The organism is Marinobacter alexandrii, from assembly GCF_005871205.1.
In the GTDB taxonomy this organism is placed as follows: Bacteria; Pseudomonadota; Gammaproteobacteria; order Pseudomonadales; family Oleiphilaceae; genus Marinobacter; species Marinobacter alexandrii.
This window is the reverse complement of record NZ_SWKM01000011.1, coordinates 1,065,686-1,090,724: the sequence shown is the minus strand read 5'-3', so window position 1 is coordinate 1,090,724 and position 25,039 is coordinate 1,065,686. Positions and strand designations below refer to the sequence as shown.

Here is a 25,039-nt window from a genome sequence, read left to right as displayed (position 1 = left end):
TGGCAGTGTCCGGGACCCGCTGTAAATACATCCGTGTACGCTTGAGTGCAGCATCCATGCTGCACACAGTCCCGGACACTGCCACCCACCGCGGCCCTGCCCCGGGAGCTTTCCATGCACACGGTTTCAGTCATCGGTTTTGATGGCGCCCTTGCCAGCGCCATCACGGGGATTATTGATCTGTTCCGTCTGGCCGGTGTGACCTGGGCCAGAATCCACGACGAACCACCCGAACCCTTGTTTCGGACTCGCCTGCTGACCACCAACGGCGATCCCTGCCGCTGCATCAATGGCATCACCCTGCTGGCGGATGGCAGTTGGAATGACGGTGAGCTGCCACCGGCGGACATCATTATTGTGCCCACCATTGGCGCGCCCATTATCGACGTGCTCGCGCACAATCGGCAGCTGGTGGACTGGTTGTCCCGGCAGGACAGCTCTCCAAGGCTATTGGCGAGTAATTGCACCGGGGCGTTTCTGTTGGCGGAGGCGGGGCTGCTGAATGGCCGCGAGGCAACCACCCACTGGGGCTTCAGCAATCAGTTTCGTCAGCGTTATCCGGAGGTCATCTGCCGGCCGGAAAAGCTGGTGACGGTCGATGGCGACATTGCCTGTGCCGGCGGTGGCATGGCCTGGTGGGATCTGGGGGTGTACCTGGTAGAGCGCTACGCCGGACCGGACGCCTCCCGCCAGTTGGCCAAGGCGTTCGTGATTGATGCCGGGCGCACCAGCCAGGCCCCGTACAGTGCCCTCCAGGCAAAACGCTACCATGCAGACGCCACGGTCCTGCAGCTGCAAGACTGGCTCGACCGTCACTTCACCCAAACCATTGCGTTATCGGAACTCGCTCGCCTGGCTGGGCTCAGCGAGCGTTCCCTGTTGCGGCGCTTCAAGGCCGCAACAGGCGACACCCCGAATACCTATTTGCAGTTGCTTCGGGTAGAGCATGCCCGCCACCATCTGGAGACATCCCGACGGCCAATTGACGAAATAATTAACACCGTCGGTTATGAGGATGTCAGTTCATTCAGCCGCCTATTCCGGAAGCATACTGGCTTGCCACCCGGTGCCTACCGTTCACGATTTGGCCGCTAGTTCTGTAACACATGGCCCACGTTATGCATCTTTATAAGTGGAAGGCCGATTTTTGGCGCCACTCGTAAAAGTTTTTGACACAGGTGTTAAAGTGGGGGAGGTAGCCATGGACACACCGATGAAACAAAGCCAGGCCGATATTCTCTGCCGACTCTATGACATGAAGCAGAAGCAGCTGGCACAAGCGCTGCAGCAGGGCAACAGCAGTCTGCGTTGCCTGGTTCTGGAGGCAGAGGCCGAAGCAATATCCAACGCGCTGAAATCCGTCCGGTGACCTGACTGACGCAACGCGTCACAACTGGCCAATTCGGGGCCACATAGGCCCCAAATGGTGGGTTTCAGAGCTTCGCCGCAACTTCGGTTCCCTGGCGAATCGCTCGCTTCGCATCCAGCTCTTCGGCCACATCCGCGCCACCAATCAGGTGCGCTCTGGCGCCCTTCTCGATGATCTGGTCGTACAACTCCCGGAACGGTTCCTGTCCGGTACACAACACCACGTGGTCCACGTCCAGCACACGGGTTTCCACCGTCTTTCCATCTTTTTCTGTGATGGTGATGTGCAGACCATGGTCGTCTATCCGGTCATAGCGGCAGCCCCGCAACATCTCCACATCCCGGTGCTTGAGGCTGTTGCGATGCACCCAGCCTGAGGTTTTGCCCAGTCCGGCACCAACCTTGCCGCTTTTGCGCTGCATTAGGTAGATCTTGCGCGGCGACGCGGTTGGCTGTCGCTCCGCCAGTCCGCCCGGACCTTCATAGTCCGGGTTCACTCCCCATTCCGCCTGCCAAGCCTGCACGCTGGCCTGCTCACCTTCGGGATGTTGCCCGAAATCGTGGGTGAGAAATTCACTGACGTCGAAACCAATACCACCGGCACCGATCACCGCGACATTTTTGCCCACCGGCTTGTTATGGCGCAGCACGTCGAGATAACCCAGCACCTTGGGATGGTCAATACCTTCAATGGTCGGCGTCCGCGGCTTCACGCCAGTGGCAATGATCACATCATCAAAGCCCTCGGCGGCCAGCCGGTCGCTGTCGACTCGGGTGTTCAGTTGCAGATCGACACCCAGCAACTCGATCTGGCGCTTGAAATAGCGCAGGGTCTCGTAGAACTCTTCCTTGCCGGGTATGCGTTTGGCGTAATTGAACTGGCCACCAATTTGACCATCCGCTTCGAACAGGGTGACCTTGTGGCCACGCTTGGCCGCCGTGGTCGCCGCCGCCAAACCAGCGGGGCCGGCACCCACGACCGCCACGCGTCGTGCTACAGGCGCAACGGTGAGGACCAGTTCGGTTTCATGACAGGCGCGGGGATTAACCAGGCAACTGGCCCGCTTGGCCTGGAAAGCGTGATCCAGGCAGGCCTGGTTGCAGGCGATGCAGGTGTTGATTTCATCGGCGCGATTTTGCTCGGCCTTGCGGACAAATTCGCTGTCGGCGAGCAACGGCCGAGCCATAGAGACCATATCGGCCTTGCCAGCGGCGAGGATTTCCTCGCCCTTCTCCGGGGTATTAATGCGGTTGGTGGTGCACAGGGGGATATCCACCTCGCCGTAGAACTTGGCGGTCACATCGGCGAAACCGCCTCTTGGCACCGAGGTCACAATGGTTGGCACCCGGGCTTCGTGCCAGCCGATACCGGTATTGATGATGGTGGCACCGGCTTTCTCGATGGCTGTGCCCAGGGTGACAATCTGGTCCCAGGTCTGGCCACCTTCAACCAGATCGAGCATCGACAACCGGTAGATAATGATGAACTCAGGACCGACCGCCTCGCGAATACGGCGGACGATTTCCACCGGCAGGCGCATGCGGTTCTCGTAGGGGCCGCCCCATTTGTCGGTGCGTTTATTGGTCCGTTCGCACAGGAACTGGTTGATAAAGTAGCCTTCAGAGCCCATCACCTCGACGCCGTCGTAACCAGCAAAACGGGCCAGTTTGGCGGCGCTGACAAAATCGTTGATCTGCCGCTCCACACCTTTGCCAGACAGCGCCCGCGCCTTGAACGGACTGATCGGTGCCTTGGTGGCCGAGGCGGAAACGATCAATGGCTGGTAGCCGTAGCGCCCGGCATGCAGCAACTGCAGGCAGATTTTCCCGTCTGCCTCGTGGACAGCACCGGTAACATGACGGTGCAGCAGTGCCGTGGCCCGGTTATTCATGGTCGAGGCCAGCGGCGCCAACTGACCGACCAGATTGGGCGAGTAACCGCCCGTCACCATAAGCCCTACCCCGCCTTCGGCGCGCTCCGCAAAGTACCGGGCGAACTTGTGGATGTTCCAGAACCGGTCTTCCAGGCCGGTATGCATGGAGCCCATCAACACCCGGTTTTTCAGTTCGGTAAATCCAAGATCCAGCGGTTTCAGTAAGTTTGGGTAGGCGGTGTTCATGGTCTGACCTCTATAAATTTTGCACTGAGTATACACTCGAACAGATACATGGTGACTTGACCTGCGAGACCGTCCACGTATCATCAGCGTTCAAGTTTGACTGACGGAGCAACCATGACCGCAAGGTCCTTCGGCTGCATGCACGCCCAGCGCCCACCCGTTACCGCCGACATCGCGCGGCATCGGGGCCGTTTACCCTACTTCCCTGACCCGCCTGCGACTGCCTGATTGACTCCACCAAGCCCTGGCACTGCCCCCGAATAGTGGTTGTGCAGGGAAGTCGGTCGAAGACTAGACTCACGCGAACACCCGTCTCCATTCACGGAAAAGAAAAACTCTAACGAGGTTGCGATGTCGCTACCGCTGGTTGTTTTACTGCCGTTTCTGGGCGCCATAGCCGCGCCTTTATTTGCCCAGGGTGGGCGGACGGCGATTGCTGTCGCATCATCGGTACCGGCGCTGATCGCCCTGGCTGCCCTATTCCCGCACTGGGAAACCCTGGCCGACGGCGGCATGGTGCTGCATACCTATGAATGGCTACCAGCCATTGGCTTATCCCTGAGCTTCCGTCTGGACGGACTGTCGCTTCTGTTTGCGTTGCTGATTCTGGTCATCGGGCTGCTGATCATTCTCTATGCCCGTTATTACCTGAAGGCAAAAGAGAACGCCGGCAAGTTCTACGCGCTCCTGCTGTGCTTCAAGGGCTCGATGCTGGGCATTGTCCTTTCCAGCAACCTGCTACTGATGATGATTTTCTGGGAACTGACCAGCCTGACCTCGTTCTTGCTGATCAGTTTCTGGACCCATAAGCAGGACGCCCGGCGCGGCGCCCGCATGGCGCTAGCGGTTACCGGTGGTGGTGGCCTGGCATTACTGGCCGGCATCCTGATCCTGGGTAACATCGTCGGCAGCTTCGAGCTCGACGACGTTCTGGCCGCTGGCGCCCAGATCAAGGCCCATGCCATGTACCCAGTCGCCCTGACCCTGGTGCTGCTGGGCGCCTTTACCAAATCCGCCCAGTTCCCGTTCCATTTCTGGCTGCCCCATGCCATGCAGGCCCCGACGCCAGTATCGGCGTACCTGCACTCGGCGACCATGGTCAAGGCCGGCATATTCCTGATGGCACGCCTGTATCCGGCGCTGGCCGGAACCGAACAATGGTTCTACATGGTCAGCTTCACCGGCATGGCAACCTTGCTGCTGGGCGCCTACGTGGCCATGTTCAAGCACGACCTGAAGGGTCTGCTGGCCTATTCCACGGTCAGCCATCTGGGCCTGATCACCCTGCTGTTCGGGATGGGCACCAAACTGGCGGCCGTGGCCGCAGTGTTCCACGTCATCAACCACGCCATCTTCAAGGCGTCCCTGTTCATGGCGGCGGGCATCATTGATCATGAAACCGGCACCCGGGATATGCGCCGGATCAACGGCCTGTGGCGCTATATGCCCCATACCGCCACGCTGGCCATGGTGGCTGCCTCCTCCATGGCGGGGGTGCCACTGCTGAATGGCTTCCTGAGCAAGGAAATGTTCTTTGCCGAATCCCTGCAACTGAACCTGCCCGGGTACTGGGCCTGGCTGCCGCCGCTGGTGGCCACCCTGGCCGGGATATTTGCCGTCGCCTACTCGGCCCGTTTCATCCACGACGTATTCTTTAACGGCAAACCGGTAGACCTTCCGGTGTACCCACCCCACGAGCCGCCACGGTACATGAAGATTCCGGTAGAGATTCTGGTGTTCGCCTGCATCATGGTGGGCATCTTCCCTGCCCTGTCTGTGGGCCCGCTGCTATACGCCGCGGCCTCGGCCACCCTGGGCGGAAATGTTCCTGAGTATCAACTGACCATCGCCCACGGCTTCAACCTGCCGCTGCTGATGAGTTTCCTGGCCTTCTTCGGCGGCCTGTTAATGTACAGTCAGCGCCAGCGCTTCTTTGATTTTCATGCGCGCTTTAAGGAAATCGATGAAAAAGCCGTATTTGAAGCCGCCGTGTTGCGAGTGGAAAATTTTGCCAACCGACTCACCGCCCGCATCGAGAACGGCTCACTCCAGCGCTACGGCGTACTGCTGATGCTGAGTGTGATTGCGGTTGCGGCAGCGCCGCTGGCCGACCTGGGGGTGTTCATTGGCGTGAACGGCCTAAGCCCGGTGGACTCCGCCACCGCCATCGGCGCAGCCGTGTTAATTCTCTGTGCGATCCTGACCGCAGTCTTCCATCGCGACCGGTTTACCGCCCTGGTACTGCTCAGCGTCGTTGGCCTGATGGTCGCACTGGCGTTTGCCCGCTTCTCAGCGCCGGATCTGGCCATGACCCAGCTTTCGGTAGAAGTAGTCACCATCGTCCTGCTGATGCTGGCCCTGTATTACATGCCCTCATGGACGCCGCTGGAAACTGCCACGCCACGGCGAATTCGCGACGTTATCATCGCACTGGCCGCCGGCACCGGGATGACGCTGGTTACCCTGGCCATGCTGACCCAGCCGTTCAGCTCCATTTCCGACTTCTTCCTGGAAAACAGTAAGCCGGGCGGCGGCGGCACCAACGTGGTGAACGTTATTCTGGTGGACTTCCGGGGCTTCGATACCCTGGGTGAGATCACCGTGCTGGCCATTGCCGCACTCGGTATCTACGCGATGCTCAAAAATACGGCCCTGACTCCGCCTCCAGGCGACGGTCAGGGCCACGGCTGGACCCGCGACGCTCACCCGCTGATGCTGCGCCTGATTGCGCGGCCGATGCTACCGCTGGCACTGATGGTCTCGGCCTATATCTTCCTGCGTGGTCACAACCTGCCGGGCGGCGGCTTCATCGCCGGGCTAATCACGTCAGTTGCGCTGATTCTCCAGTACGTTGCCAGTGGCATGACCTGGACCCAGGATCGGGTACCGTTCAAATACCACACGGTGATCGGTATCGGTCTGCTGTTTGCTGTCATTGCCGGCGCCGGCAGTCTCGCCTTCAGCTACCCATTCCTGACCTCCACCTTCGGCTATATCACTTGGCCGGTGGTCGGCAAGTTTGAAGTGGCATCGGCCCTGGTCTTCGACCTGGGCGTGTACCTGACCGTTATCGGCGCCACACTGCTGGCCCTGGTCAGCATCGGGCGGCTATCACCGCACTCTGCCATCAAGAGTCCTAAGGGGGGCGCGTAATGGAGCTTGTCTTCGCACTGGTCATCGGCGCATTGACCGCTTCCGGTGTTTACCTGCTATTGCGGGCACGTACCTTTCCGGTAGTTGTCGGGCTAACTCTGATCTCCTACGGCGTCAACCTGTTCCTGTTTTCCAGTGGTCGGCTAGCGACCGGAGCCCAGCCCATCCTGGGCACCACAGGCAGCTACACCGACCCACTGCCCCAGGCCCTGGTGCTGACCGCAATCGTTATCGGCTTTGCGATGACCGCGTTCTTGGTGGTGTTGGCGTTGCGTAGCCTGGCTGATCACGAAGACGACCATGTCGACGGTCATCAGGACATCCACGCCACCAGTGCCACCCAAAAGCCGGAGGAGACCGGTAAATGAACCACTGGCTTACCGCACCAATTCTGATCCCCCTGCTCGGCGGCATCCTCCAGGTCTTCATGGGTTATGCCCCGATCAGCCTGCGCCGGACCCTGGCCATTGCCACGACCGTGCTATTGCTTGTCTCCACTATCGTTCTAGTGGCGCTGGCCAGTGACGACAGCTACCGCCTATACGCCTTTGGCAACTGGCAGCCGCCGTTCGGCATTGTACTGGTGTTGGATCGCCTGGCGGCACTGATGCTGGTGCTGACCGCTATCCTGGCCATCTTCTGTCACATTTTTGCTATCGGCGGCGCCGACGAAGGCAATCGCCAGTTCCATGGCCTGTTCCTGTTCCAGCTGATGGGCCTGAACATTGCCTTTCTCACCGGCGACCTGTTCAACCTGTTCGTGGCGTTTGAGGTTCTGCTCATCGCCTCCTACGGGCTGCTGATGCACGGTGGCGGGCGTGCCCGCAGTGTGCCCGGGCTGCATTACGTGGTCCTCAACCTGGCCGGCTCCGCGGTCTTCCTGATCAGTGTCGGGATGATTTACAGCGTCACCGGCACCCTCAACATGGCCGACCTGGCGTTGAGAATTCCGGACCTGACCGGCGAGAACCTGAGCATCGTCAAAGCCGGCGGCATGATGCTGCTGGTGGTATTCGCACTGAAAGCCGCGCTGATTCCGCTGTGCTTTTGGCTGCCCAAGGCCTACGCCAATGCCACCGCACCGGTCGCGGCGCTGTTTGCGGTCATGACCAAAGTAGGCATCTACGCCATCCTGCGGGTGTATCTGCTGGTGTTCGGCGATGACGCCGGCGCCCTGGCCAATCTGGGCATGGATTGGCTGTTCCCGCTGGCGCTGATCACCCTGACCATGGGCGTAATCGGTGCCTTGGGCGCAGACAACCTGAAAACCCTGGTGGCCTGGCAGGTGATCATTTCCGTGGGCACCTTGCTGGCTCCGATCGCCCTGGGCTCGGCCGCAGGTATTTCCGCGGCATTGTTCTACCTGCTCAGCAGCACCTGGACCGTTGGTGGCCTGTTCCTGGTGGCGGAAATGGTCGCCAACCAGCGTGGCAGTGCCAAGGACAAGATAGTTACCGCGCCGCGCATGCGCAACCGCACCTTCCTGAGCGTACTGTTCCTGGTTGGTGCAGTGGCGGCTGCCGGCCTACCACCGCTGAGTGGCTTCTTTGCCAAGCTGCTGATTTTGCAGTCGGTGTTGTCCGGCTCGGAAATGGCCTGGCTGTGGTCGGTGGTGCTAATTGGCAGCTTCTTCACGGTGATCGCCTACAGCCGTGCCGGCAGCATCGTATTCTGGCGCACCGTGGACGGTCATATTGAAGAACCCCGACCCTTGGGCGGCAACGTGTCGGTCGCCGCCGGTGCACTGGCGGGCCTCAGTGTGGTGCTCGTGGCCCTGGCAGGGCCAATCAGTGAGTTTACCGACGCCACGGCCGCCCAGCTGCTGAACCCCGGGGATTATCTCGAGATCCTGAAAACGCCCATGGTCAAGGGGGACAACTAATGTTCGATCGCCTGAGTTTTCCCCAGCCCTGGCTCAGCCTTATCCTGTTCGTGATCTGGCAGTTCCTGAGCGACGGTGTCTCCGGTGCCAGTGTGGTACTGGGACTGATCCTGGCCTGGAGCATTCCCCAGATGACCCAGGCGTTCTGGCCGGAGCGCCCTACCTTTTTCAAATCCTGGCGCATGCCGGCCTACCTGATGCGAGTAATCTTCGACATTGTTGTTGCCAGTTTTCAGGTCGCGAAGCTGATCCTCAGCCCGCGCAAGCCACGACCAATGTTCGTTGCCTACCCCCTGGAACTGGAGCAACCGCTGGCTATTACCATTCTGGCAAGCACCATCTCACTGACCCCCGGCACCGTCAGTGTCGATGTCAGTGACGACAACAAGATTCTTCTGGTGCACGCCCTGGACGCGGAAAATGGCGACGATGTGATAGACGCTATCCGCACCCGTTACGAAAAACCGCTGCTGGAGATGTTCGAATGATCACCATTGCACTCTACCTGACCATCGGGATGGTAACGCTGGCAGCTGTGCTGAATGTGTACCGTCTGATCAAAGGCCCGGACGCCCCGGACCGGGTGCTGGCGCTGGATACGCTGTACATCAACGCCATTGCCCTGATCATTCTCCTTTGCATCACCCTGGGCACGCGTATGTACCTGGAGTCGGCGCTGCTGATTGCAGTGATGGGCTTTGTCGGCACTGTGGCCATGGCCAAGTACCTGAAGCGGGGCAGTGTCATTGAATAACGTCAGCCCGAACAACCTTGCGAATCGAGGACGTCTGTCATGAGCCAGTTCGCTGAATACGCTATCTGCCTTCTGTTACTGACCGGAGGCGCCTTTACCCTGATTGGAGCCATCGGCCTGGCCCGACTCCCGGATTTCTACACCCGCCTGCACGGCCCCACCAAGGCTACCACTGTGGGTGTTGGCGCCATCATGCTGAGTTCGGTGATCTATTTCAGCAGCCGTGACGGCAGCATTGGCATATCGGAAATTCTGGTTACCGTGTTCCTGTTCATGACCGCTCCGGTCAGTGCCAACATCCTGGCCAAGGCCGCCATGCACATGGGTGTTCGAACGGTGGAAAATACCCAGGGGAAGCCCTGGGATCAGTAGGCAGCTGGACTAAGGTCATCCATTCCAGACCGCTGTCAAACCGACCTTCAAAATAGTCATTGGACTTGAAGCAATTTGACGTATAGTGGGCGCCCCAACCCATTCTGAGGAGCCAGCACATGCTCAAAGTTAACGAATACTTTGATGGCAACGCCAAGTCCATTTCATTCCAGACGTCCACCCTGCCGGCCACGGTTGGCGTTATCAGCCCAGGTGAGTACGAATTTGGTACCAGCAAGAAGGAAACCATGACCGTGATCAGTGGTGCCCTGACGGTCCTGCTGCCGGGCGTGGACGAGTGGATGACCTACGGTTCGGGTGAAAGCTTCGATGTAGCCGGCCAGGCCAGCTTCAAGGCAAAAACCGACATCGACACTGCCTACCTCTGCACCTACGAATAAGCCGCTCCCCCGACGGCCAATACCTGCTGCCGAACGTAAGTAATGCGATCGCCGAACGGACCCACAGCCTGAGATAACGGCCGGATCCGTTCTGCTTTTTTCACCCCCGCCGGTTTCCGTTTCCGTCAATCTGTGTCAGATTTAGTCCTGCTTTTCTCGACAACATCAATAAATGAGAAAGAGGACACGGACATATGGTTCAGACCAGAATTTTGCCTCCGGCTGACAATGCCTACCAGTATCCACTGCTGATCAAACAGCTGCTTCTGTCAGGCCCGCGCCTGCGACCGGAGCAGGAAATCTGTTACGGCAACCGCAGCAAGTACACCTACACCGATCTGGTAGAACGTATTCACCGTCTGGCCAACGCCCTGACCGATGCCGGCGTCAAACCCGGTGATACCGTCGCAGTCATGGACTGGGACACGCCCCGTTACCTGGAATGCTTCTTTGCCATTCCCATGATTGGCGCTGTCCTGCACACCATTAACGTCCGCCTGTCGCCGGATCAGATCGTATACACCATGAACCACGCCGACGACGCCGTGGTGCTGGTGCACGATGACTTCCTGCCGGTGCTTGAGTCGGTCAAAGGCGACATCAAAACTGTTCGCAACTACATCCAGCTGACCGACGACGCTTCCGCGAAATCAACGGAGCTGCCGACCGCTGGCGAATACGAAGCCCTGCTGGCCAAGGCCGGAACCTCGTTCGACTTCCCGGACTTTGATGAAAACAGCATCGCCACCACCTTCTACACCACCGGCACCACCGGCAACCCGAAAGGGGTGTTCTTCAGCCATCGCCAGTTGGTGCTCCACACCCTTGCCATGACCGGCGCCCTCTCCGGTTACGATGAAATGCCGCTGCTGCGGTCGTCATCGGTGTACATGCCGGTGACCCCGATGTTCCACGTACACGCCTGGGGCGTGCCTTATGCAGCCACCATGCTGGGCATCAAGCAGGTTTACCCGGGCCGCTATGAGCCGGAAATGCTGGTCGACCTGTTGAAGGAACACAAGGTCACCTTCTCGCACTGTGTACCGACCATCATGCAGATGATGATGGGCACCGAATCCATCAAGACGGCCGATCTCAGCAACTGGCATGTGCTGATCGGCGGCAGCGCCCTGACTAAGAGCCTGTGCGATGCCAGCGCCAAGCTCGGCATCCACATGTACACCGCCTACGGTATGTCTGAGACCTGTCCGCTGCTGTGTGCCACGCACATGAAACCGGAAGATCTGGAACTGCCGCTGGAGCAGCAGACTGCCAAGCGGATCAAGACCGGCATCGCCACTGCCCTGGTGGATATGGAAATCTTTGACCCGGAAGGCAACCCAGTTGCCCACGACGGCGAGGCGAAAGGCGAAGTGGTTGCCCGCGCACCCTGGCTGACCCAGAGCTACTTCAAGGAAAAAGAGAAAGGCGAAGAACTTTGGAAGGGGGGCTGGTTGCACACCGGAGACGTGGCCTCAATGGACCCGGACGGCACCCTGGTGATCAAGGACCGTATCAAGGACGTGATCAAGACCGGCGGTGAATGGCTGTCGTCCCTGGATCTGGAAAACCTGATCAGTCAGCATCCCTCGGTCGCGGCTACCGCCGTGGTTGGTGTGCCCGATGAGAAGTGGGGCGAGCGCCCTCACGCCCTGGTCACTCTGAAACCGGGCGAGACGGCCACGCTGGAGGACATCCAGAATCACCTCCGGCAGTTCGTCGACTCTGGCGAAATCAACAAGTGGGCCATCCCGGCGCAGATTGATTTTGTCGAGGATATCCCAAAGACCAGTGTTGGCAAGATCAACAAGAAGCTGATCCGGGATCAGTTGCAGTAACCCTGCCAGCTCAGGCGCAGCACTCGAAGCCGAGGCTGCGCCTGACACTCAACTACACACCCTCCGGTACAGTCATCTCATAGATCATGCCGAGGCCATTGGTGAATCCACCCAGGCCATTCCGTCCGCCACGATCCGAACTGAAATACATCCGCCGGCCATCGGGGGAGAAGGCAATACCCGCAATTTCTGAGGCATCCTGCCCCGTTACCTGCAACAGAGGCTTTAGGGTGCGGTCGGGCAGAATGACAACCACCTGCATATCGCCGCCATCCTCAGCCACCAGAACATCCCCCTGCTCGGTCACAAACAGGTTATCCACGCCCGACAATATGTCGTTGGGGGCTTCAGCTGTTGCCCGATCGTAGATCACCTCTATGGTCTGAGCCTCAACATCAATCGCCCAAATTCGGTCGTCGCCCTTGGTCGCAAAATAGACAATCCCCTGGAAGTACCAGACGCCCTCGCCGCCATCAAATACCGACGATTCCGGTAACCGGTTCTGATGCTGGGGCTCATGAGGGTTCTGTGCATCCACCCAGCGAATCGGCTGAGGGCCTCTCAGGGCGCCGGCTACACCGTCCCCGCCAACACAGAGCACCTGAAGGCGGCCAGCTTGTAACGCCGCACGTTCGGCTCCCTCGGGCCAGTCCGATGGATCCGGCACCCACCGGTAAAACCGGCCGTCAGGCATATCTTCGGTCAGGTAGAGCTTGCGGTTGCCGGCATCAATGGCAATGGCCTCGTGGGAAAAGAAACCGAGCGTCGGACAGGCCAGGCCCTCACCGGGCTGGTAAGGATCGCACTCCCAGACCTGACCATTGGGGAATTCCTCGCAAGAAAGCCAGGTCCGCCAAGGCGTGACGCAGCCCGCACAATTGAAGGTGGTGCCACTTAAAATCGTGTAGGAATCGACGATGGTCCCGTCCGGGTCAAACACCAGGGTGCCAACCTGGGCAAGGCCTGGCGTGAATTCCTCAATCGTGCTCGACACGTCAGCCAGCTCGGGGAAGGTAAAGCCAAGGGTACCGACACCCGGAACCTCGCTGTTGCTAATATAGATCCAGCCACCGTTAGGCCGGGGAACCGCGCCGGCCCCGTCCGGGAAAATGTGCCAGGGCCGGTTTCCGATACCGCCGGTCTGGGGCGCAGCCACCGACATGCCGCCAGACTGCGGCAGTTCGCCATTGATGGCGACAACGCGGGTCGAAAACCCCGCCGGCGTTCTCACTCCATTCACATCCGGAGCTTGCAGAGGACCAATGTTGGCAAAGCGGCCTACCAGCTGATCTGCGCTACCGGAGGGCGGCAGTGGCGCCGCTCCCGATTCTGCGCCTGCGGCGGTACTCGCCGATGAAGAGCTACCAACACAACCTGCAAGCCAGGTCGGCATAGTGGCTGCGCCTGCGGTAAACAGAATGCTTCGAAGCACATCCCGCCGGCGCCAGCTTGCTGCTGAAATCTTTGAATCGTTCATAGACACCTCACGCCATGCGCTCTCTAATCCGTGGATGGAACAGCGCCGTGCGCACCGTGCGAGGCCGTGACACCGGCTCATCCTCAACAATGCGGGCATCACCTGCCCTGACCCCGACTACTTTGGTTTTCGAGCTATCGAGCTGGCCCACCTCGTCTTCACCGGTAATGTTACGAACGTAGTAGAACTCGCTTTGCGTGCGTTCCCGCGTCACATCCACCAAGATGAAGCCGGGCGATTTTAACTCGACATACTTCATGTGGGGATTGGCCGCCCGCACAGCCACCGCGGCCGGCCCGGCCAGATCTTCCGGGAAGCCCGGAGAGGTCACCGACGGTGTCACAAACTCCACCGCCAGTGGTGTCTCCGCGAGGTTGCCCGGGTCGTACTGAATCTCGTTGGCCCAGGAGGTGTGGATGTCTCCGGTGAAGATCACAGTATTGTCGATTTGCTTGTCGCGAAGCGTCGTCAGGATTTTTTCGCGATCACTCACATAGCCATCCCACTGATCCATGTTCAGCGACAGCAACTGCCCGTTAAAACCGTTCAGGTCCGCCACGCCGGCCGTTTCCGCAGCATCAAGGGTGCGCGCCACATTAAGTTCCGCAAACATCACCTGTTGACCAACGAAGCGCCAACTGGCCGAGGAGTTCTCCAACCCGGACTGCAGCCACTGCATTTGCGCCTCGCTCACCAGCCTGCGCGCGCTCTCGAATCGTTTCGGGTCGGTCATTGACTCAACAGGTTGATCACGGCCCTCCAGACGGGTATCCAGCATGAACAGGTCAATCAGCCCGCCAAAACTGAACTCGCGCCAGATCCGCCCCGGCTCTGATTCGACGGCGCGAATGGGCAGCCACTCGAAATAGGCCTGGATAGCGTCGGACTTGCGTTGCGACCAGGCCCCTTCGGTAGCCTCATCGTGATTTTCCGCGCCACCGACGTAACTGTCGTTAGCGGATTCGTGATCGTCCCAGATACAGATCATTGGGAACTGCTGATGAGTTGCCTGTAAGTGGGGATCGGCCTTGTACTGGGCATGACGCAGACGGTAGTGCGCCAACTCGGTGATTTCGTGGGGCGGGTTGGGCTCATGGCCGGGATAGTCACCGTACTCACCAGGCCCGTACTCGTAAATGTAATCCCCCAGGTGCAGCACAAAATCCAGGTCGGTCTGGGTGCTGACCGCGCGGTACACCGAGAACAGCCCATAGGCGTAATTGGAGCAGGAGACGACGGCGAACCGCGCCCGCTCAACGGCCTGTTTATTGGTTGGAAAGGTGCGGGTCCGACCCACCGGCGAGGTCTGGCTCCCGACGGAAAACTGGTAGTAATACCAACGATTGGGCTGCAGCCCCTGTGCATCAACCTTGACGCAGAAATCGGAGTCCAGGCTGGTGGTAACCACCTGACGCGTGACCACCTGAGTAAGCTCAGGATCGGTTGCAACCACCACGGACACCGGAATCTGACCGGCATCCCGCTCAAGAACATCCATTGGCGAGACCCGCGTCCACAGGATTACCCGATCCCCCAGAGGATCACCCGAGGCAACACCATGCCGGAATTTAACTGCAGGCAAGGTCCCACTGACGGTGCCGGCCTCAGCCTGCTGGCCACTGGCCGAATTGCCTCCATCTCCCCCACAACCTGACAATGTGGTCAGTGAAACAGCAGCAAGCCCCTTCATAACTGCACGACGCTGTCTATTCATGTGTCACTCCACCCGTATCGGGACGTTTATTAGACTAAAGTTGCACGAGCGTCCGATGGTGACGGGAAAATGTGTACGGGAAATGACGAGCGTTTATCAATGTGGGCCATTGTGGCAATGGCCCAAAAAGAGGAGTAACTATAAGCCGACACTGACAGCCGGCGAGCGGTGTGGTTTATAAACCGGAAAAGCTGAAATCTACTTCCGGCTTCCGGCCCGCCACGATGTCCGCCAATGCCGCGGCCGATCCGCAGGCATGAGTCCAGCCCAGGGTGCCGTGACCGGTGTTCAGGTACAGGTTGGCAAGATGGCTCTTGCCGATGTAGGGCACGTTCGAAGGCGTGGCTGGCCGAAGACCGGTCCAGAACTGGGCCTGATCCCAATACCCAGCTTCGGGCATGACCTCGGCGGTACGGCGCACGATGGCACGGCAGCGGGTGTAATTCAGGTCCCGGGAATAGCCGTTGAGTTCGGCCGTGCCGGCGACCCGCATGCGATCCCCCAGCCGCGAATACACCAGTTTGTACTCGTCATCGGTCAGACTGACGTTAAACGCAGCCTCTTCGCTCTTCACCGGCACCGTAATCGAATAACCCTTGGTCGGGTAGATATCCAGTGTTAAGCCGATCTTTCGGGCCATTGGCGCACTGTAGCTGCCCAGGCTCAATACGTAGGCATCGGCCCGGAACGTGTTATGAACGCCGTCTTTGAGAACCTGGACGCCGAGAATCCGGTCCCAGGCCCGCTCGAAATCCAGAACTTCGGTGCCGTAGAGGAATTCAACACCGGCTTCCGCACACTTCTTGGCCAGGTTCTGGGTGAACTTGCGGGCATCACCGGATTCGTCTTCAGAGGTGTAGGTCGCCCCGGCTATCCGGTCCTGAATCGGCTTCAGTGCCGGCTCAAGTTCAACGGCCCGGTCGGCATCGATGATCTGCCGGTTGCAGCCGAGGTCCTGCATGATGCGGGTCGGTTTGAGGGCACCATCAAACTCTTGCGGATTGGTGTAAAAGTGCAGGATACCCTTGGTCAAGGCGTCGTATTCGATTCCGGCATCCTGGCGCAGGGCCTGCAACTGGGCCCGGCTGTAGGTGCCCAGATTGACCATCTGACGGATGTTGTATGCGGCTCGGGCCGAGGTGCATTCCCGCAGGAACGCCAGTGCCCAGCGCCATTGGGCGGGGTCGAGTCTTGGACGGAACAACAACGGCGCGTCGGCCTGAAACAGCCACTTCAGTACCTTGAGCGGCGCCGACGGATTGGCCCAGGGTTCGGCGTGCGAGACCGACACCTGGCCACCGTTGGCAAAGCTGGTTTCAAGCCCGGCATTGTTCTGTCGATCGATCACCGTCACCTGATGACCCTGCTTCTGCAGATACCAGGCTGTGGTTGTTCCTACGACACCCGCGCCCAAAACCACTATGTGCATGCTTTCCTCCGGTAGGATTGTGTTTCATCAGCCACCGGACCGCTTTACAGTCCAGCCCTCCGCCTGCAACAGCGGAACCAGGATGTCCCGCTGATCGCCTTGAATTTCGACGACACCGTCTTTGACCGTGCCGCCGGTGCCACACCTAGCCTTCAGCACCTTGGCCAACGCCTTTAGTGCCTTGTCATCCAACGGGATACCGGTCACCAGGGTTACACCCTTACCTTTGCGGCCCTTGGTTTCCCGGCTGACCCGAACAATGCCATCGCCCTCTGGCCGGGCTGGCTGGCCACAGGTGCATTCCGAGACCGGGTTGCGGCAATCGGGACACATCCGGCCCTGTTCGGTGGAAAAGACCAGCCCGCCTTCAGCTCGTTTCTTCATGTCGGATTCTTACTCCCCTAGCCAACGCCCGGTGGGTACTTGGAAAACATTTCCGACACGACCTCATCGATCAGCTCACGGCGCGTCTCCGGGGACTGGCTTTCATTGAGATACCGGCGACTGGCGGCGCGCCAGACTACTTCTTTGGTTTCGGTATCGATAAGCTCGACCACCAGCTTGCCTTCGGTGACTTCACGTACCGGTGGCGGTGCTGAAATGCCCCAGCCGAAATTGCTCCGGCCAAAGCCAAAGCCAAGGCCTACGCCGGTCTGTTCCAGACGCTCTTCCTCAACGATCTGCCAGTTGGCCAGCAGGTCTGCTTCCGCCTTCGGCACTTTTCGCATGGCCTTGCGCTTCAGTTCCCGCTCCACCGCCGATTGAATCCGGCTGCCGTCAAGGGACACAAAGGCGCCACTGCCTGCATCCTGGGCAAAGGACCAGGTCGAGTAATTGCCGAACACTGCTGACGGGTTATAATCCGTCACGACATTGCCGGCGCAGCCCGACAGGGCCAGCGCCATCGCTGCAATCATCAGTAACCGCATAGTACTGCTCTCCCTCTGTAGTGGTGATTTACACTCAGTATACGCTTAGGACACGGACCTCGATGCCCTTTAGGTTCCTCACCTGTCGAAACCGTAATCCAGTTTTTGGGCGTCACAAAAGGCCGTGAACTCATCCACTGCCTGCTCCGGCAAGGACACCCGGGCCGAGACCACCGGTCCGTATTCAACCGACTCCAGCGCCGCACCGTGCAGCTCACACCAGTGCCGAACCGGCTGTTCGTCGGCAAAATCCATGGTGACGTCGGCCAGTATCATGGGCTTTTGCACCACCCGCTCCACCGCCGACAGGACACTTTCGGCGGCGCCCGCATAAGCCCGAACCAGGCCACCGGCGCCCAGTTTAATGCCACCGAAGTAACGAATCACCATCACCAGCACATCGCCCATGTCCTTGTGCTGGATGACACTGAGGATGGGTTTACCGGCGGTGCCGGAGGGTTCTCCGTCGTCGTTCATGGCCGCTTCGGCGGCGGCGCCCGGACGGCCAATCTGATAGGCCCAGCAGATATGGCGGGCATCCGGATGGTCTTGCTGGGCCTGTTCCAACCAGGTTTTAACTTCGTCCCGGGAGCCGACCGGTGCCACTCGGGCGATAAACCGGCTTTTCTTCACTTCCGTTTCGCGCTCGAGGTATCCTGCGGGGACCGGATAATCTTTGTTCATTGAACGGTCAATCCTATGTCAAAAAAGTTCGAAGGCTCGAAAGACGTCGAAGGCCTTAGCCCCGGCACGGCCGCGCCCGCCAAACTGCGAAAAGCCGGCTGCGGCATTCGGTTCGACGACGACGAGCTGCGCGAGGGTATCGACTTCTCCGGTGCAACCACGCTGTTGCCGGACGACAGTCCGGCCACGTCGTCGCAATCAGACCCGAGTGAAGACAGGTAATTCAACCGTCACTCGCAAACCTCCGGCTTCGCCCCCGGCCGCCGCAATCTTGCCATCGTGAGCGGTGACAATATCCCGGGCAATTGCCAAACCCAGGCCCCAGCCCTGTCCACCCCGTGACTTGTCTGCGCGGAAGAAGGGCTCGAACAAATGCGGCAGGAGGTCGGCTTCAACCCCCGTACCTTCATCCTCGATATCGATTTTCACCCAACCATCAACTGCCTTTGCATCCACCCGTACCCGATGCCCCGGCGGGGTATGATCCAGGGCATTTTGCAGGATGTTGTCAAACGCCCGCTGCAATAACCCGGCATCGCCCAGCACCGACATGCCGGCAACCTCGTCGCTCGCCGCCAGCCGGCAGTCCACGCCCTGATGGTCGGCGTAGTCGGCGGCGTCCCGCAGCACCTGATTCATCAGTTTGACCGGCTGCACCGGCTCCCGTTCGATGTCGGCGCCCTGCTCCGCTACCCGGTAGAGCGTCAGAATCTGCGCCGTCATCGCCTCCAGTCGCTCATTCTGGCGTAGGATACTGCCAATCAGCTGCTCGTCGGCGCCGCCGTCGCTCGCCAGCTCGATGGCAACGCGCTGACGGGTAAGCGGCGTACGCAGATCGTGGGAAATATCCCGCAACAAGTGTTTCTGCCGCTCCAGCAGGGTGCACAGCTGCTCGGTCATGGCGTTGAACGCGGTGGCAAGCTGGCCCACTTCGTCCCGGCGGCCTGCAATCGTCTCGCTAACTCGTAGCCCGGTGTTACCCCCGGCGATGCGCTGGGCGGTGTTCTCCATGTGATGCAGGGGCCGGGACACAAACCGTGCAATCAACCAGCACGCCAGGGTAATGAGTACGAACGCCAACCCAAGTTCAATGAACCGGAAAAACTTGGGATCCAACCAGCCTTCGCCATGCGTCCGCGGCCAAGCTACTAGCTGATAACCGGCATCCAGCTCAATGACCGCGGGTTTCTGGGGGTACCAGCCGGATTTCATCCGCTCCCTGACCTGCGGCGGCAGGCGCTGTTCGCCCCCGCCTTGCTCGATCAGCATCAGGTGCAATTCCAGCTGTTTACCCTGTCCGCGCAGGAACCGCCAGGCCTCTCCCCGGCCCCGCTGCTCGCGGATCTGGATCGCTTCCTGGGCCAGATCCCTAAGGCCCACCTGGCGCTCAATGGCCTGGCGCTCCCGATCCAGCAGCGTTCGCGTCGCCAGGTTGCTGACCACTACGGTGATTGCCATCGCCAGCCAGATAGCCAGGAAAATCCGCCAGAACAACGGGAACATCATGCGTTTCTTCACACTGGCACCCGATAGCTGTAACCCAGCCCCCGAACGGTTTCGATGCGGGGCGGATCGTCGTTACCCAGCTTCCGTCGCAGATTGCTGATATGCATATCCAGGGTTCGATCAAACGCCTCCAACCGTCGGCCCAGTGCCCACTGCATCAGGTCAGTCTTGCGCACCACACTGCCGGCATGAGCCAGCAGCACATTCAGAACCTCGTACTCGGTGGCGGTCAGATCCAGGGCGGTGTCCTGCTGAAAAATCCGGCGCTGGTCCGGCTCAATCCGCAGATCACCGTACACCCGCGTCGCGCTCACATCGGCCTTCCGGTCCCAGGCAATCCGGCGCAACAGGGCCTGCAGGCGAGCCACCAGTTCCCGGGGATTACAGGGCTTGGGAATGTAGTCGTCGGCGCCAACTTCAAACCCGACAATGCGATCGGTTTCATCGCCCCGGGCGGTCAGCAGCGCAACCGGAATGTGGGTACTGGCCCTCAACTCACGCAACACTTCCAGGCCACTGATGTCCGGAAGCATGATGTCGAGCACCACCACATCGCAATCCTGGCCCATGGCCAGGGCCAGACCGTCCCGGCCGTTGGCGGCCTCCCGCACGGTAAAACCCTGATTGGTCAGATAGCGGGCCAGCAGCTGCCGCAGTTCATCGTCGTCTTCTACCAGCAATACCCGATTTTGCATTCGTCATCTCCATTCTTACTGCCGGAAGTCTAACACGCATGGCCCAAGCGGCTGATTCCCGGCATTTTCCTTTACAGAACCTTTACAACGCGCTGACGCTCGTTGACGGGGCACAGGGCTACGATGGCCACTCATCACAGTCATTGCCGCATAGGCGGCGAAGCAACGAGGAAAGCACCATGAACAAACGTAGCAACTCCATCATCACCGCCGGCCTGCTGGCTTCCGTACTCCTGGCAGCAAGCCCGTTCGCCCTGGCCGACCATCACGGCGACCGTAAAGGCCATCATGGCAAGCAGGATATGGCCGAGATGTGCGAGGATTTCCGCGAGGGCAAGGGCCGCTTCGATCAGGACAAGCGCCACGAGAAGATGGAGCAACGCCGGACCGAGATGGCAGAACGCCTGCAGCTGACCGATGAGCAGCTCGAGATCTGGGCCGACATCCACGAGGAGCACCGGGAGAAGCACGAACAGCGCCGGGAAAAGATGAAGGAGAAAATGCAGGAGCGCTGCGACGCCCTTGAGAAGTAACAACACCAGGCAGTGATCAAACCCCGGGTTCTGGCGTATGGTATCGGGAGACTCATAAGGAGCCACCCCGCTGGAGCTAAACTGGCCATGCCCGAACCCGGATTTCAGTCCCTCACTGTCGACACCTGCGCCTCTATTGATGAGATTTCCCAAGCGGACTGGGATCGCCTGGCCGGCCAGGCCAATCCGTTCCTGCGCTACGAGTTTTTCCAGGCGCTGGAACAGTCTGGCTGCACCATCACCGCAACCGGCTGGCAGCCCTGCCACCTGGTGTTTCGTGTCGATGGCCAGATCGCCGGGCTTGCCCCCGCCTACCTGAAAACCCACTCCATGGGCGAGTACGTGTTTGATTGGGCCTGGGCCGATGCTTATCAGCGCCATGGCCTGAACTACTACCCCAAGCTCCTGATCGCCATTCCATTCACCCCCTCCCAGGGCCCGCGTCTGCTGCTCGATCCCTTGCTTCGAAACCGATTTGGGGATGGCGGACTTCGGGACCTTCTGGACACCCTGATCACTCGCCTCGACGCCCATTCCTGGCACCTGCTGTTCCCCAATGCTGCGGACCAGGCATTGCTGGGCCATACAGATGAACTGCACCGAATTGGCTGTCAGTTCCATTGGCACAACCGGGAGTACGGTAACTTTGAGGATTTCCTGTGGCAGCTTACGTCCCGCAAACGCAAATCCATTCGCAGGGAACGCCGGCAGGTCGCAGAACAGGGCATCAGCTTTCGTCGCTTTCATGGCCGCGACATTCCTGACCACGTGCTGGCCGCCTTTCACGTGTTCTACCAGGCCACCTACCTCAAACGCGGCCAGCGTCCGTACCTGAACCAGTCATTCTTCGAGCGCGTGCGCACGAACCTGTCAGAGCACCTGTACCTGATTATCGCGGTACGCGATGGTGAGATGATTGCCGGCGCCCTGTTCCTGCGGGGCGAGGACACCCTGTACGGCCGTTACTGGGGCTGCCTGGACGAATACAACCACCTGCATTTCGAGACCTGCTACTACCAGGGCATAGAGCTGGCCATCGAACTGGGCCTGCAGCGCTTTGATGCCGGCGCCCAGGGGGAGCACAAACTGGTTCGGGGCTTCGAACCGGTGCTCACCCACTCCTGGCACGGTGTCCGCCATCCGGGCTTCCGGGAAGCCATTGCGGCGTTCGTGCAGGACGAGGCGGAACAGGTTGAAGGCTACTTTCAGGAGTCACTGACCTTGTTACCGTTTCGCCACGGAAACTACGATTAGCTTCTATACTGAACATTCAAAGCACGTTTCTGTATAGGAATACGCGCCATGGACACGGAGCCACTGCTGAGTATCACCAATGGCGACCAACTAGCCGTCCTGTTGGCCGGTGCGGCGTTTTTGCTGGGTTTGCTGGCTCTCTGGCTGGGCACCGGGGCCACGCGCTCTGCCAGCCGGGACATCGACAGCCTGCGTCAGAAGATCGGCAGCATGGGGCGGGAGATGGACGAGATCCGCGTCAGCCAGTTCAACGCGCCAGAGCGGGAAGCCTCGGCATTACAGGGTGTTGAGGCCAGCATCGCGAAATATCGAACCGAAAAGAGCGCCTACGATCAGGTCTGGCCGCAACTCTGGTTCCTGCACGACCGGCTAGGGATGTTCCTGCGCGCCGTCGAGAATGGGGAATCGGCAGGTGAGCTCAGGCTGGAGGCCAGGAATGCGGCCCTGGATGCCCGCACCATGCTCAATCGCAATCGGCCCTACTGCAGCGAGGCGGTGGATGAGTTGATTACCCGACTCATCGATACCCAGATCAAGGTTCATCTGACCGCCTGCCAGCATCTCGATCTGCTTAAAGAAACCGCCGGTTCACCGTCGGATCACGAACGCCGGGTATTGCGGGACAAGTGTCACGCCCTCTACGAGGGCGAGGCCCGGGACCTGATGAATCGCCTGACAGTGGCTATCCGGGCCCGGGTTATCAACGTCAGCTATCCTTGATGCGAAAGCCTACTTTCATCACCACCTGATAATGGCCCACCTTGCCATCCTCGATGTGGCCCCGGGTTTCCAAGACCTCAAACCACTCCATATTACGAATGCTCTTGCTGCATTCCTCCAGGCCATTCTCAATTGCATTTTCGATGCTCTTGCGCGAGGAACCGACGATTTCCACCTTCTTGTACACATGATGGTCGGACATGGCACCACTCCTTAGCCTTTGCTTTTTGATGTGTACATTCAGCCTAGAAGACAACCCCATCGCCGGCAAACAGCGCCGGTGTCGTGCAATCTGGCGGAGGCATTGGCGCGTATCGAATATCAGTGCCAACATAGTTAATACCCCACCCCGGACACCGATATGAAGCAAACGCTGAAATACACCGCCTGGTTCCTCGGTGCCCTGCTCATGTTGCTGACAGGCCCGTTGCTCCTGGCCACCAGCAGCAGCCTGCAGGGTGCCGAAAGCTGGCGAACCGCAACCCGCGCCAGCGCCGGGATCGCGCCGCGCCCGGAACAGCATCCGGAGGCGGTGGTTCAGATCTACGGAGCCCGGGCCTGGAGCTGGCGTGGTTACTTTGCCGTGCACACCTGGATTGCCACCAAGGAGGCGGGCGCCGAGCAGTACCGGGTTCATGAAGTCACCGGCTGGCGTCGTTACGTGGTCAGCTCCCGCCTGAGCGAACCCGATCGCCATTGGTACGGCGCCAGACCCGAACTGTACGCCGACATTCGCGGCGCGGAAGCACAGGCGCTGATCCCGACCATCTATCAGGCCGTGGACGCCTATCCCTATGTCACTGAATACGAAGCCTGGCCCGGGCCCAACAGCAACACCTTTACCGCCTGGGTAATTCGGGAAGTACCGGGACTGGATGTGGCACTGCCGAGCAACGCCATTGGCAAAGACTATCTGGGCAGCCGCGTGGTGGCAGAGGTGCCGGGCGGCACCGGCTACCAACTGTCCATGGGTGGGTATCTAGGGATCCTGGCAGGGGTGCGAGAGGGTTTGGAGCTCAACATTCTGGGCCTGTCCCTGGGTGTGAATCCCATGGCCCTGGGTATCAAGCTGCCCGGCATCGGCGAGCTGGCATTGCGAAATCCCAACCCGATGTCAGAAGCTGCCTCAGCAGGCCAGTAGCGCACTCTTCTAGAACAGGTAGCGCACCAGGCCTGCGGCGGCAATGCCGGCGCCAATGGCCGGCAGGGGCTTCCTGAGCGCCAACATGGTCACAGCAGTTACCGAGAGCGCGGCAACCGCACCGGCGTCGCCGGAGAACGCCATGGGCACTACAATAGCGATCAACACCGAACTGGCCATGGTGTTGATAAAGCTTTCGATGCGCGGACTGATCCGCACAAACGACATGGCGAAAACGCCGCCAAACCGGGTAACCAGAGTAACCAGCGCCATGATGGCGATCAGGGCCAGAACCCCCGCGGTGGTGGTTTCAATGGTCATGCCTGCTCTCCTTCCTGTGCCGCAGCCTGTGGCTGGTCCAGCCAGAAGTAACCGATCAGACCACCCGCTAATGCGCCGGCCACCACGTGGGTATGCGGCGGAAGCCACTTCCACGCAGCCAGTGACGCCAGGGCGGCCACGCCCCACGCAACCAGCACTCTGGGGGATTTCTTGCCACCCAGTGCCATCGCCAGCAGGAAACAGCCGAGCACCATATCCAGCCCGAGACTCTTGGGATCCTGCAGCAACCCGCCGAAATACACGCCCAGCCAGGTACCCACTAGCCACGCCAGCCAGAGCACCAACCCGCCACCCAGGATCACTTCCAGATTACGCCGGCCATTCTGGTATTCCTGGGCAGAAACCGCCCAGTTGGCGTCGGTCAGGAGCAGCAGCAGTCCGTAGCGCTTCAATGGCGCCACGTCTTTAAGCATCGGGTACAGGGAGGCACCCATCAGCAGGTGCCGGGAATTGATCGCAAACACCACCGCGATCAGAGGCAGCACCGACACCTCGGTGCCCCACATATCGGTGGCCGCAAACTGGGAAGCACCGGCAAACACCGTGGTGCTCATCAACATGGCTTCCAGTGGCAGCAGGCCTTGCTGGGTAGCCGCCAAACCAAAGGCAGCACCGAACGCCACCACGAACAGGGAGATGGGAAAGAGCCGGAAAAATTCCTGACGGACTTTGTGCGGCTGGATCTGGTAAGCATAGGAAGCGACGGACATCAGAGGAAGCTAAGTTA

At 59.8% G+C, this 25,039-nt stretch carries 27 protein-coding genes; 15 read left to right on the top strand and 12 right to left on the bottom strand.

The genetic code is table 11. The features are described 5' to 3' along the window. Positions 1 to 114 precede the first annotated feature (114 nt). Positions 115 to 1,095, top strand: coding sequence for a GlxA family transcriptional regulator (locus FCS96_RS05475; protein ID WP_138439198.1), 981 nt, complete (start codon positions 115 to 117; stop codon positions 1,093 to 1,095). Positions 1,096 to 1,201: 106 nt separating this feature from the next. Continuing rightward, positions 1,202 to 1,369 (top strand): hypothetical protein, encoded by a 168-nt coding sequence (locus FCS96_RS20040; RefSeq protein WP_171040674.1) that lies wholly within the window; start codon positions 1,202 to 1,204, stop codon positions 1,367 to 1,369. Between the two features lie 64 nt (positions 1,370 to 1,433). On the opposite strand, the gene FCS96_RS05470 is transcribed toward FCS96_RS20040, so the two are convergent. Then, the gene (locus FCS96_RS05470; RefSeq protein WP_138439197.1) at positions 1,434 to 3,488 is read right to left on the bottom strand and encodes an NADPH-dependent 2,4-dienoyl-CoA reductase; all 2,055 of its coding nucleotides are present in this window, start codon (positions 3,486 to 3,488) and stop codon (positions 1,434 to 1,436) included. A gap of 351 nt (positions 3,489 to 3,839) precedes the next feature. Between FCS96_RS05470 and FCS96_RS05465 the strand changes: the two genes are divergently transcribed. The 8 genes from FCS96_RS05465 to FCS96_RS05430 all read left to right on the top strand — a co-directional run bounded on the left by FCS96_RS05465 (position 3,840) and on the right by FCS96_RS05430 (position 11,888). Continuing rightward, complete coding sequence (locus FCS96_RS05465) at positions 3,840 to 6,641, top strand: monovalent cation/H+ antiporter subunit A (protein WP_138439196.1); 2,802 nt, start codon at positions 3,840 to 3,842, stop codon at positions 6,639 to 6,641. Next, complete coding sequence (locus FCS96_RS05460) at positions 6,641 to 7,009, top strand: Na+/H+ antiporter subunit C (protein WP_138439195.1); 369 nt, start codon at positions 6,641 to 6,643, stop codon at positions 7,007 to 7,009. The genes FCS96_RS05465 and FCS96_RS05460 overlap by 1 nt, the downstream gene beginning before the upstream one ends. Beyond that, positions 7,006 to 8,523: a monovalent cation/H+ antiporter subunit D gene (locus FCS96_RS05455; RefSeq protein ID WP_138439194.1), complete on the top strand. Its 1,518-nt coding sequence runs from the start codon at positions 7,006 to 7,008 to the stop codon at positions 8,521 to 8,523. The genes FCS96_RS05460 and FCS96_RS05455 overlap by 4 nt, the downstream gene beginning before the upstream one ends. Further along, complete coding sequence (locus FCS96_RS05450) at positions 8,523 to 9,011, top strand: Na+/H+ antiporter subunit E (RefSeq protein WP_138439193.1); 489 nt, start codon at positions 8,523 to 8,525, stop codon at positions 9,009 to 9,011. The genes FCS96_RS05455 and FCS96_RS05450 overlap by 1 nt, the downstream gene beginning before the upstream one ends. Continuing rightward, positions 9,008 to 9,277: a K+/H+ antiporter subunit F gene (locus FCS96_RS05445; protein WP_138439192.1), complete on the top strand. Its 270-nt coding sequence runs from the start codon at positions 9,008 to 9,010 to the stop codon at positions 9,275 to 9,277. The genes FCS96_RS05450 and FCS96_RS05445 overlap by 4 nt, the downstream gene beginning before the upstream one ends. A 39-nt stretch (positions 9,278 to 9,316) precedes the next feature. Further along, complete coding sequence (locus FCS96_RS05440; RefSeq protein ID WP_138439191.1) at positions 9,317 to 9,649, top strand: Na+/H+ antiporter subunit G; 333 nt, start codon at positions 9,317 to 9,319, stop codon at positions 9,647 to 9,649. Between the two features lie 119 nt (positions 9,650 to 9,768). Further along, positions 9,769 to 10,050 carry a pyrimidine/purine nucleoside phosphorylase gene (gene ppnP / locus FCS96_RS05435; protein ID WP_138439190.1) on the top strand — a complete coding sequence of 94 codons (282 nt, stop codon included), beginning with the start codon at positions 9,769 to 9,771 and terminating at the stop codon, positions 10,048 to 10,050. A 194-nt stretch (positions 10,051 to 10,244) separates the two neighbouring features. Further along, complete coding sequence (locus tag FCS96_RS05430; protein WP_138439189.1) at positions 10,245 to 11,888, top strand: fatty acid--CoA ligase; 1,644 nt, start codon at positions 10,245 to 10,247, stop codon at positions 11,886 to 11,888. 52 nt (positions 11,889 to 11,940) lie between these two features. On the opposite strand, the gene FCS96_RS05425 is transcribed toward FCS96_RS05430, so the two are convergent. The 6 genes from FCS96_RS05425 to FCS96_RS05400 form a co-directional block, all read right to left on the bottom strand. Further along, the gene (locus FCS96_RS05425) at positions 11,941 to 13,365 is read right to left on the bottom strand and encodes an alkaline phosphatase PhoX (RefSeq protein WP_138439188.1); all 1,425 of its coding nucleotides are present in this window, start codon (positions 13,363 to 13,365) and stop codon (positions 11,941 to 11,943) included. A 7-nt stretch (positions 13,366 to 13,372) separates the two neighbouring features. Next, positions 13,373 to 15,079 carry an alkaline phosphatase D family protein gene (locus FCS96_RS05420; protein WP_138439187.1) on the bottom strand — a complete coding sequence of 569 codons (1,707 nt, stop codon included), beginning with the start codon at positions 15,077 to 15,079 and terminating at the stop codon, positions 13,373 to 13,375. Between the two features lie 175 nt (positions 15,080 to 15,254). Further along, the gene (locus FCS96_RS05415) at positions 15,255 to 16,508 is read right to left on the bottom strand and encodes a D-amino acid dehydrogenase (protein WP_138439186.1); all 1,254 of its coding nucleotides are present in this window, start codon (positions 16,506 to 16,508) and stop codon (positions 15,255 to 15,257) included. A gap of 27 nt (positions 16,509 to 16,535) precedes the next feature. Next, positions 16,536 to 16,892, bottom strand: a complete 357-nt coding sequence (locus tag FCS96_RS05410) for a translation initiation factor Sui1 (RefSeq protein ID WP_138439185.1) — start codon at positions 16,890 to 16,892, stop codon at positions 16,536 to 16,538. 17 nt (positions 16,893 to 16,909) lie between these two features. Continuing rightward, positions 16,910 to 17,437, bottom strand: a complete 528-nt coding sequence (locus tag FCS96_RS05405; protein WP_138439184.1) for a DUF4136 domain-containing protein — start codon at positions 17,435 to 17,437, stop codon at positions 16,910 to 16,912. A gap of 78 nt (positions 17,438 to 17,515) precedes the next feature. Continuing rightward, on the bottom strand, positions 17,516 to 18,121 hold the full coding sequence (locus FCS96_RS05400) for a YigZ family protein (protein ID WP_138439183.1): 606 nt from the start codon (positions 18,119 to 18,121) through the stop codon (positions 17,516 to 17,518). 15 nt (positions 18,122 to 18,136) lie between these two features. Between FCS96_RS05400 and FCS96_RS05395 the strand changes: the two genes are divergently transcribed. Beyond that, the gene (locus FCS96_RS05395) at positions 18,137 to 18,343 is read left to right on the top strand and encodes a hypothetical protein (RefSeq protein ID WP_138439182.1); all 207 of its coding nucleotides are present in this window, start codon (positions 18,137 to 18,139) and stop codon (positions 18,341 to 18,343) included. On the opposite strand, the gene FCS96_RS05390 is transcribed toward FCS96_RS05395, so the two are convergent. Then, complete coding sequence (locus tag FCS96_RS05390) at positions 18,320 to 19,639, bottom strand: sensor histidine kinase (RefSeq protein WP_138439181.1); 1,320 nt, start codon at positions 19,637 to 19,639, stop codon at positions 18,320 to 18,322. The two genes, FCS96_RS05395 and FCS96_RS05390, sit on opposite strands and share 24 nt — an antisense overlap. Next, positions 19,636 to 20,322, bottom strand: coding sequence for a response regulator transcription factor (locus FCS96_RS05385; protein WP_138439180.1), 687 nt, complete (start codon positions 20,320 to 20,322; stop codon positions 19,636 to 19,638). The genes FCS96_RS05390 and FCS96_RS05385 overlap by 4 nt, the downstream gene beginning before the upstream one ends. Positions 20,323 to 20,501: 179 nt before the next feature. On the opposite strand from FCS96_RS05385, the gene FCS96_RS05380 reads away from it, so the two are divergent. From FCS96_RS05380 to FCS96_RS05370, 3 genes are all read left to right on the top strand, one after another. Further along, on the top strand, positions 20,502 to 20,855 hold the full coding sequence (locus FCS96_RS05380) for a hypothetical protein (protein WP_138439179.1): 354 nt from the start codon (positions 20,502 to 20,504) through the stop codon (positions 20,853 to 20,855). Positions 20,856 to 20,942: 87 nt separating this feature from the next. Next, positions 20,943 to 22,109, top strand: coding sequence for a GNAT family N-acetyltransferase (locus tag FCS96_RS05375; protein ID WP_138439178.1), 1,167 nt, complete (start codon positions 20,943 to 20,945; stop codon positions 22,107 to 22,109). A gap of 48 nt (positions 22,110 to 22,157) precedes the next feature. Next, positions 22,158 to 22,829, top strand: a complete 672-nt coding sequence (locus FCS96_RS05370) for a hypothetical protein (protein ID WP_138439177.1) — start codon at positions 22,158 to 22,160, stop codon at positions 22,827 to 22,829. On the opposite strand, the gene FCS96_RS05365 is transcribed toward FCS96_RS05370, so the two are convergent. Then, positions 22,816 to 23,031, bottom strand: a complete 216-nt coding sequence (locus FCS96_RS05365) for a dodecin (protein WP_138439176.1) — start codon at positions 23,029 to 23,031, stop codon at positions 22,816 to 22,818. The genes FCS96_RS05370 and FCS96_RS05365 overlap by 14 nt on opposite strands. Positions 23,032 to 23,190: 159 nt before the next feature. Here FCS96_RS05365 and FCS96_RS05360 point away from each other — a divergent pair, with 159 nt between their 5' ends. Next, complete coding sequence (locus FCS96_RS05360; RefSeq protein WP_138439175.1) at positions 23,191 to 23,970, top strand: DUF3750 domain-containing protein; 780 nt, start codon at positions 23,191 to 23,193, stop codon at positions 23,968 to 23,970. Positions 23,971 to 23,979: 9 nt separating this feature from the next. On the opposite strand, the gene FCS96_RS05355 is transcribed toward FCS96_RS05360, so the two are convergent. Next, positions 23,980 to 24,291: an AzlD family protein gene (locus FCS96_RS05355; protein WP_138439174.1), complete on the bottom strand. Its 312-nt coding sequence runs from the start codon at positions 24,289 to 24,291 to the stop codon at positions 23,980 to 23,982. After that, on the bottom strand, positions 24,288 to 25,022 hold the full coding sequence (locus tag FCS96_RS05350; RefSeq protein WP_138439173.1) for an AzlC family ABC transporter permease: 735 nt from the start codon (positions 25,020 to 25,022) through the stop codon (positions 24,288 to 24,290). The genes FCS96_RS05355 and FCS96_RS05350 overlap by 4 nt, the downstream gene beginning before the upstream one ends. Positions 25,023 to 25,039 lie beyond the last annotated feature (17 nt).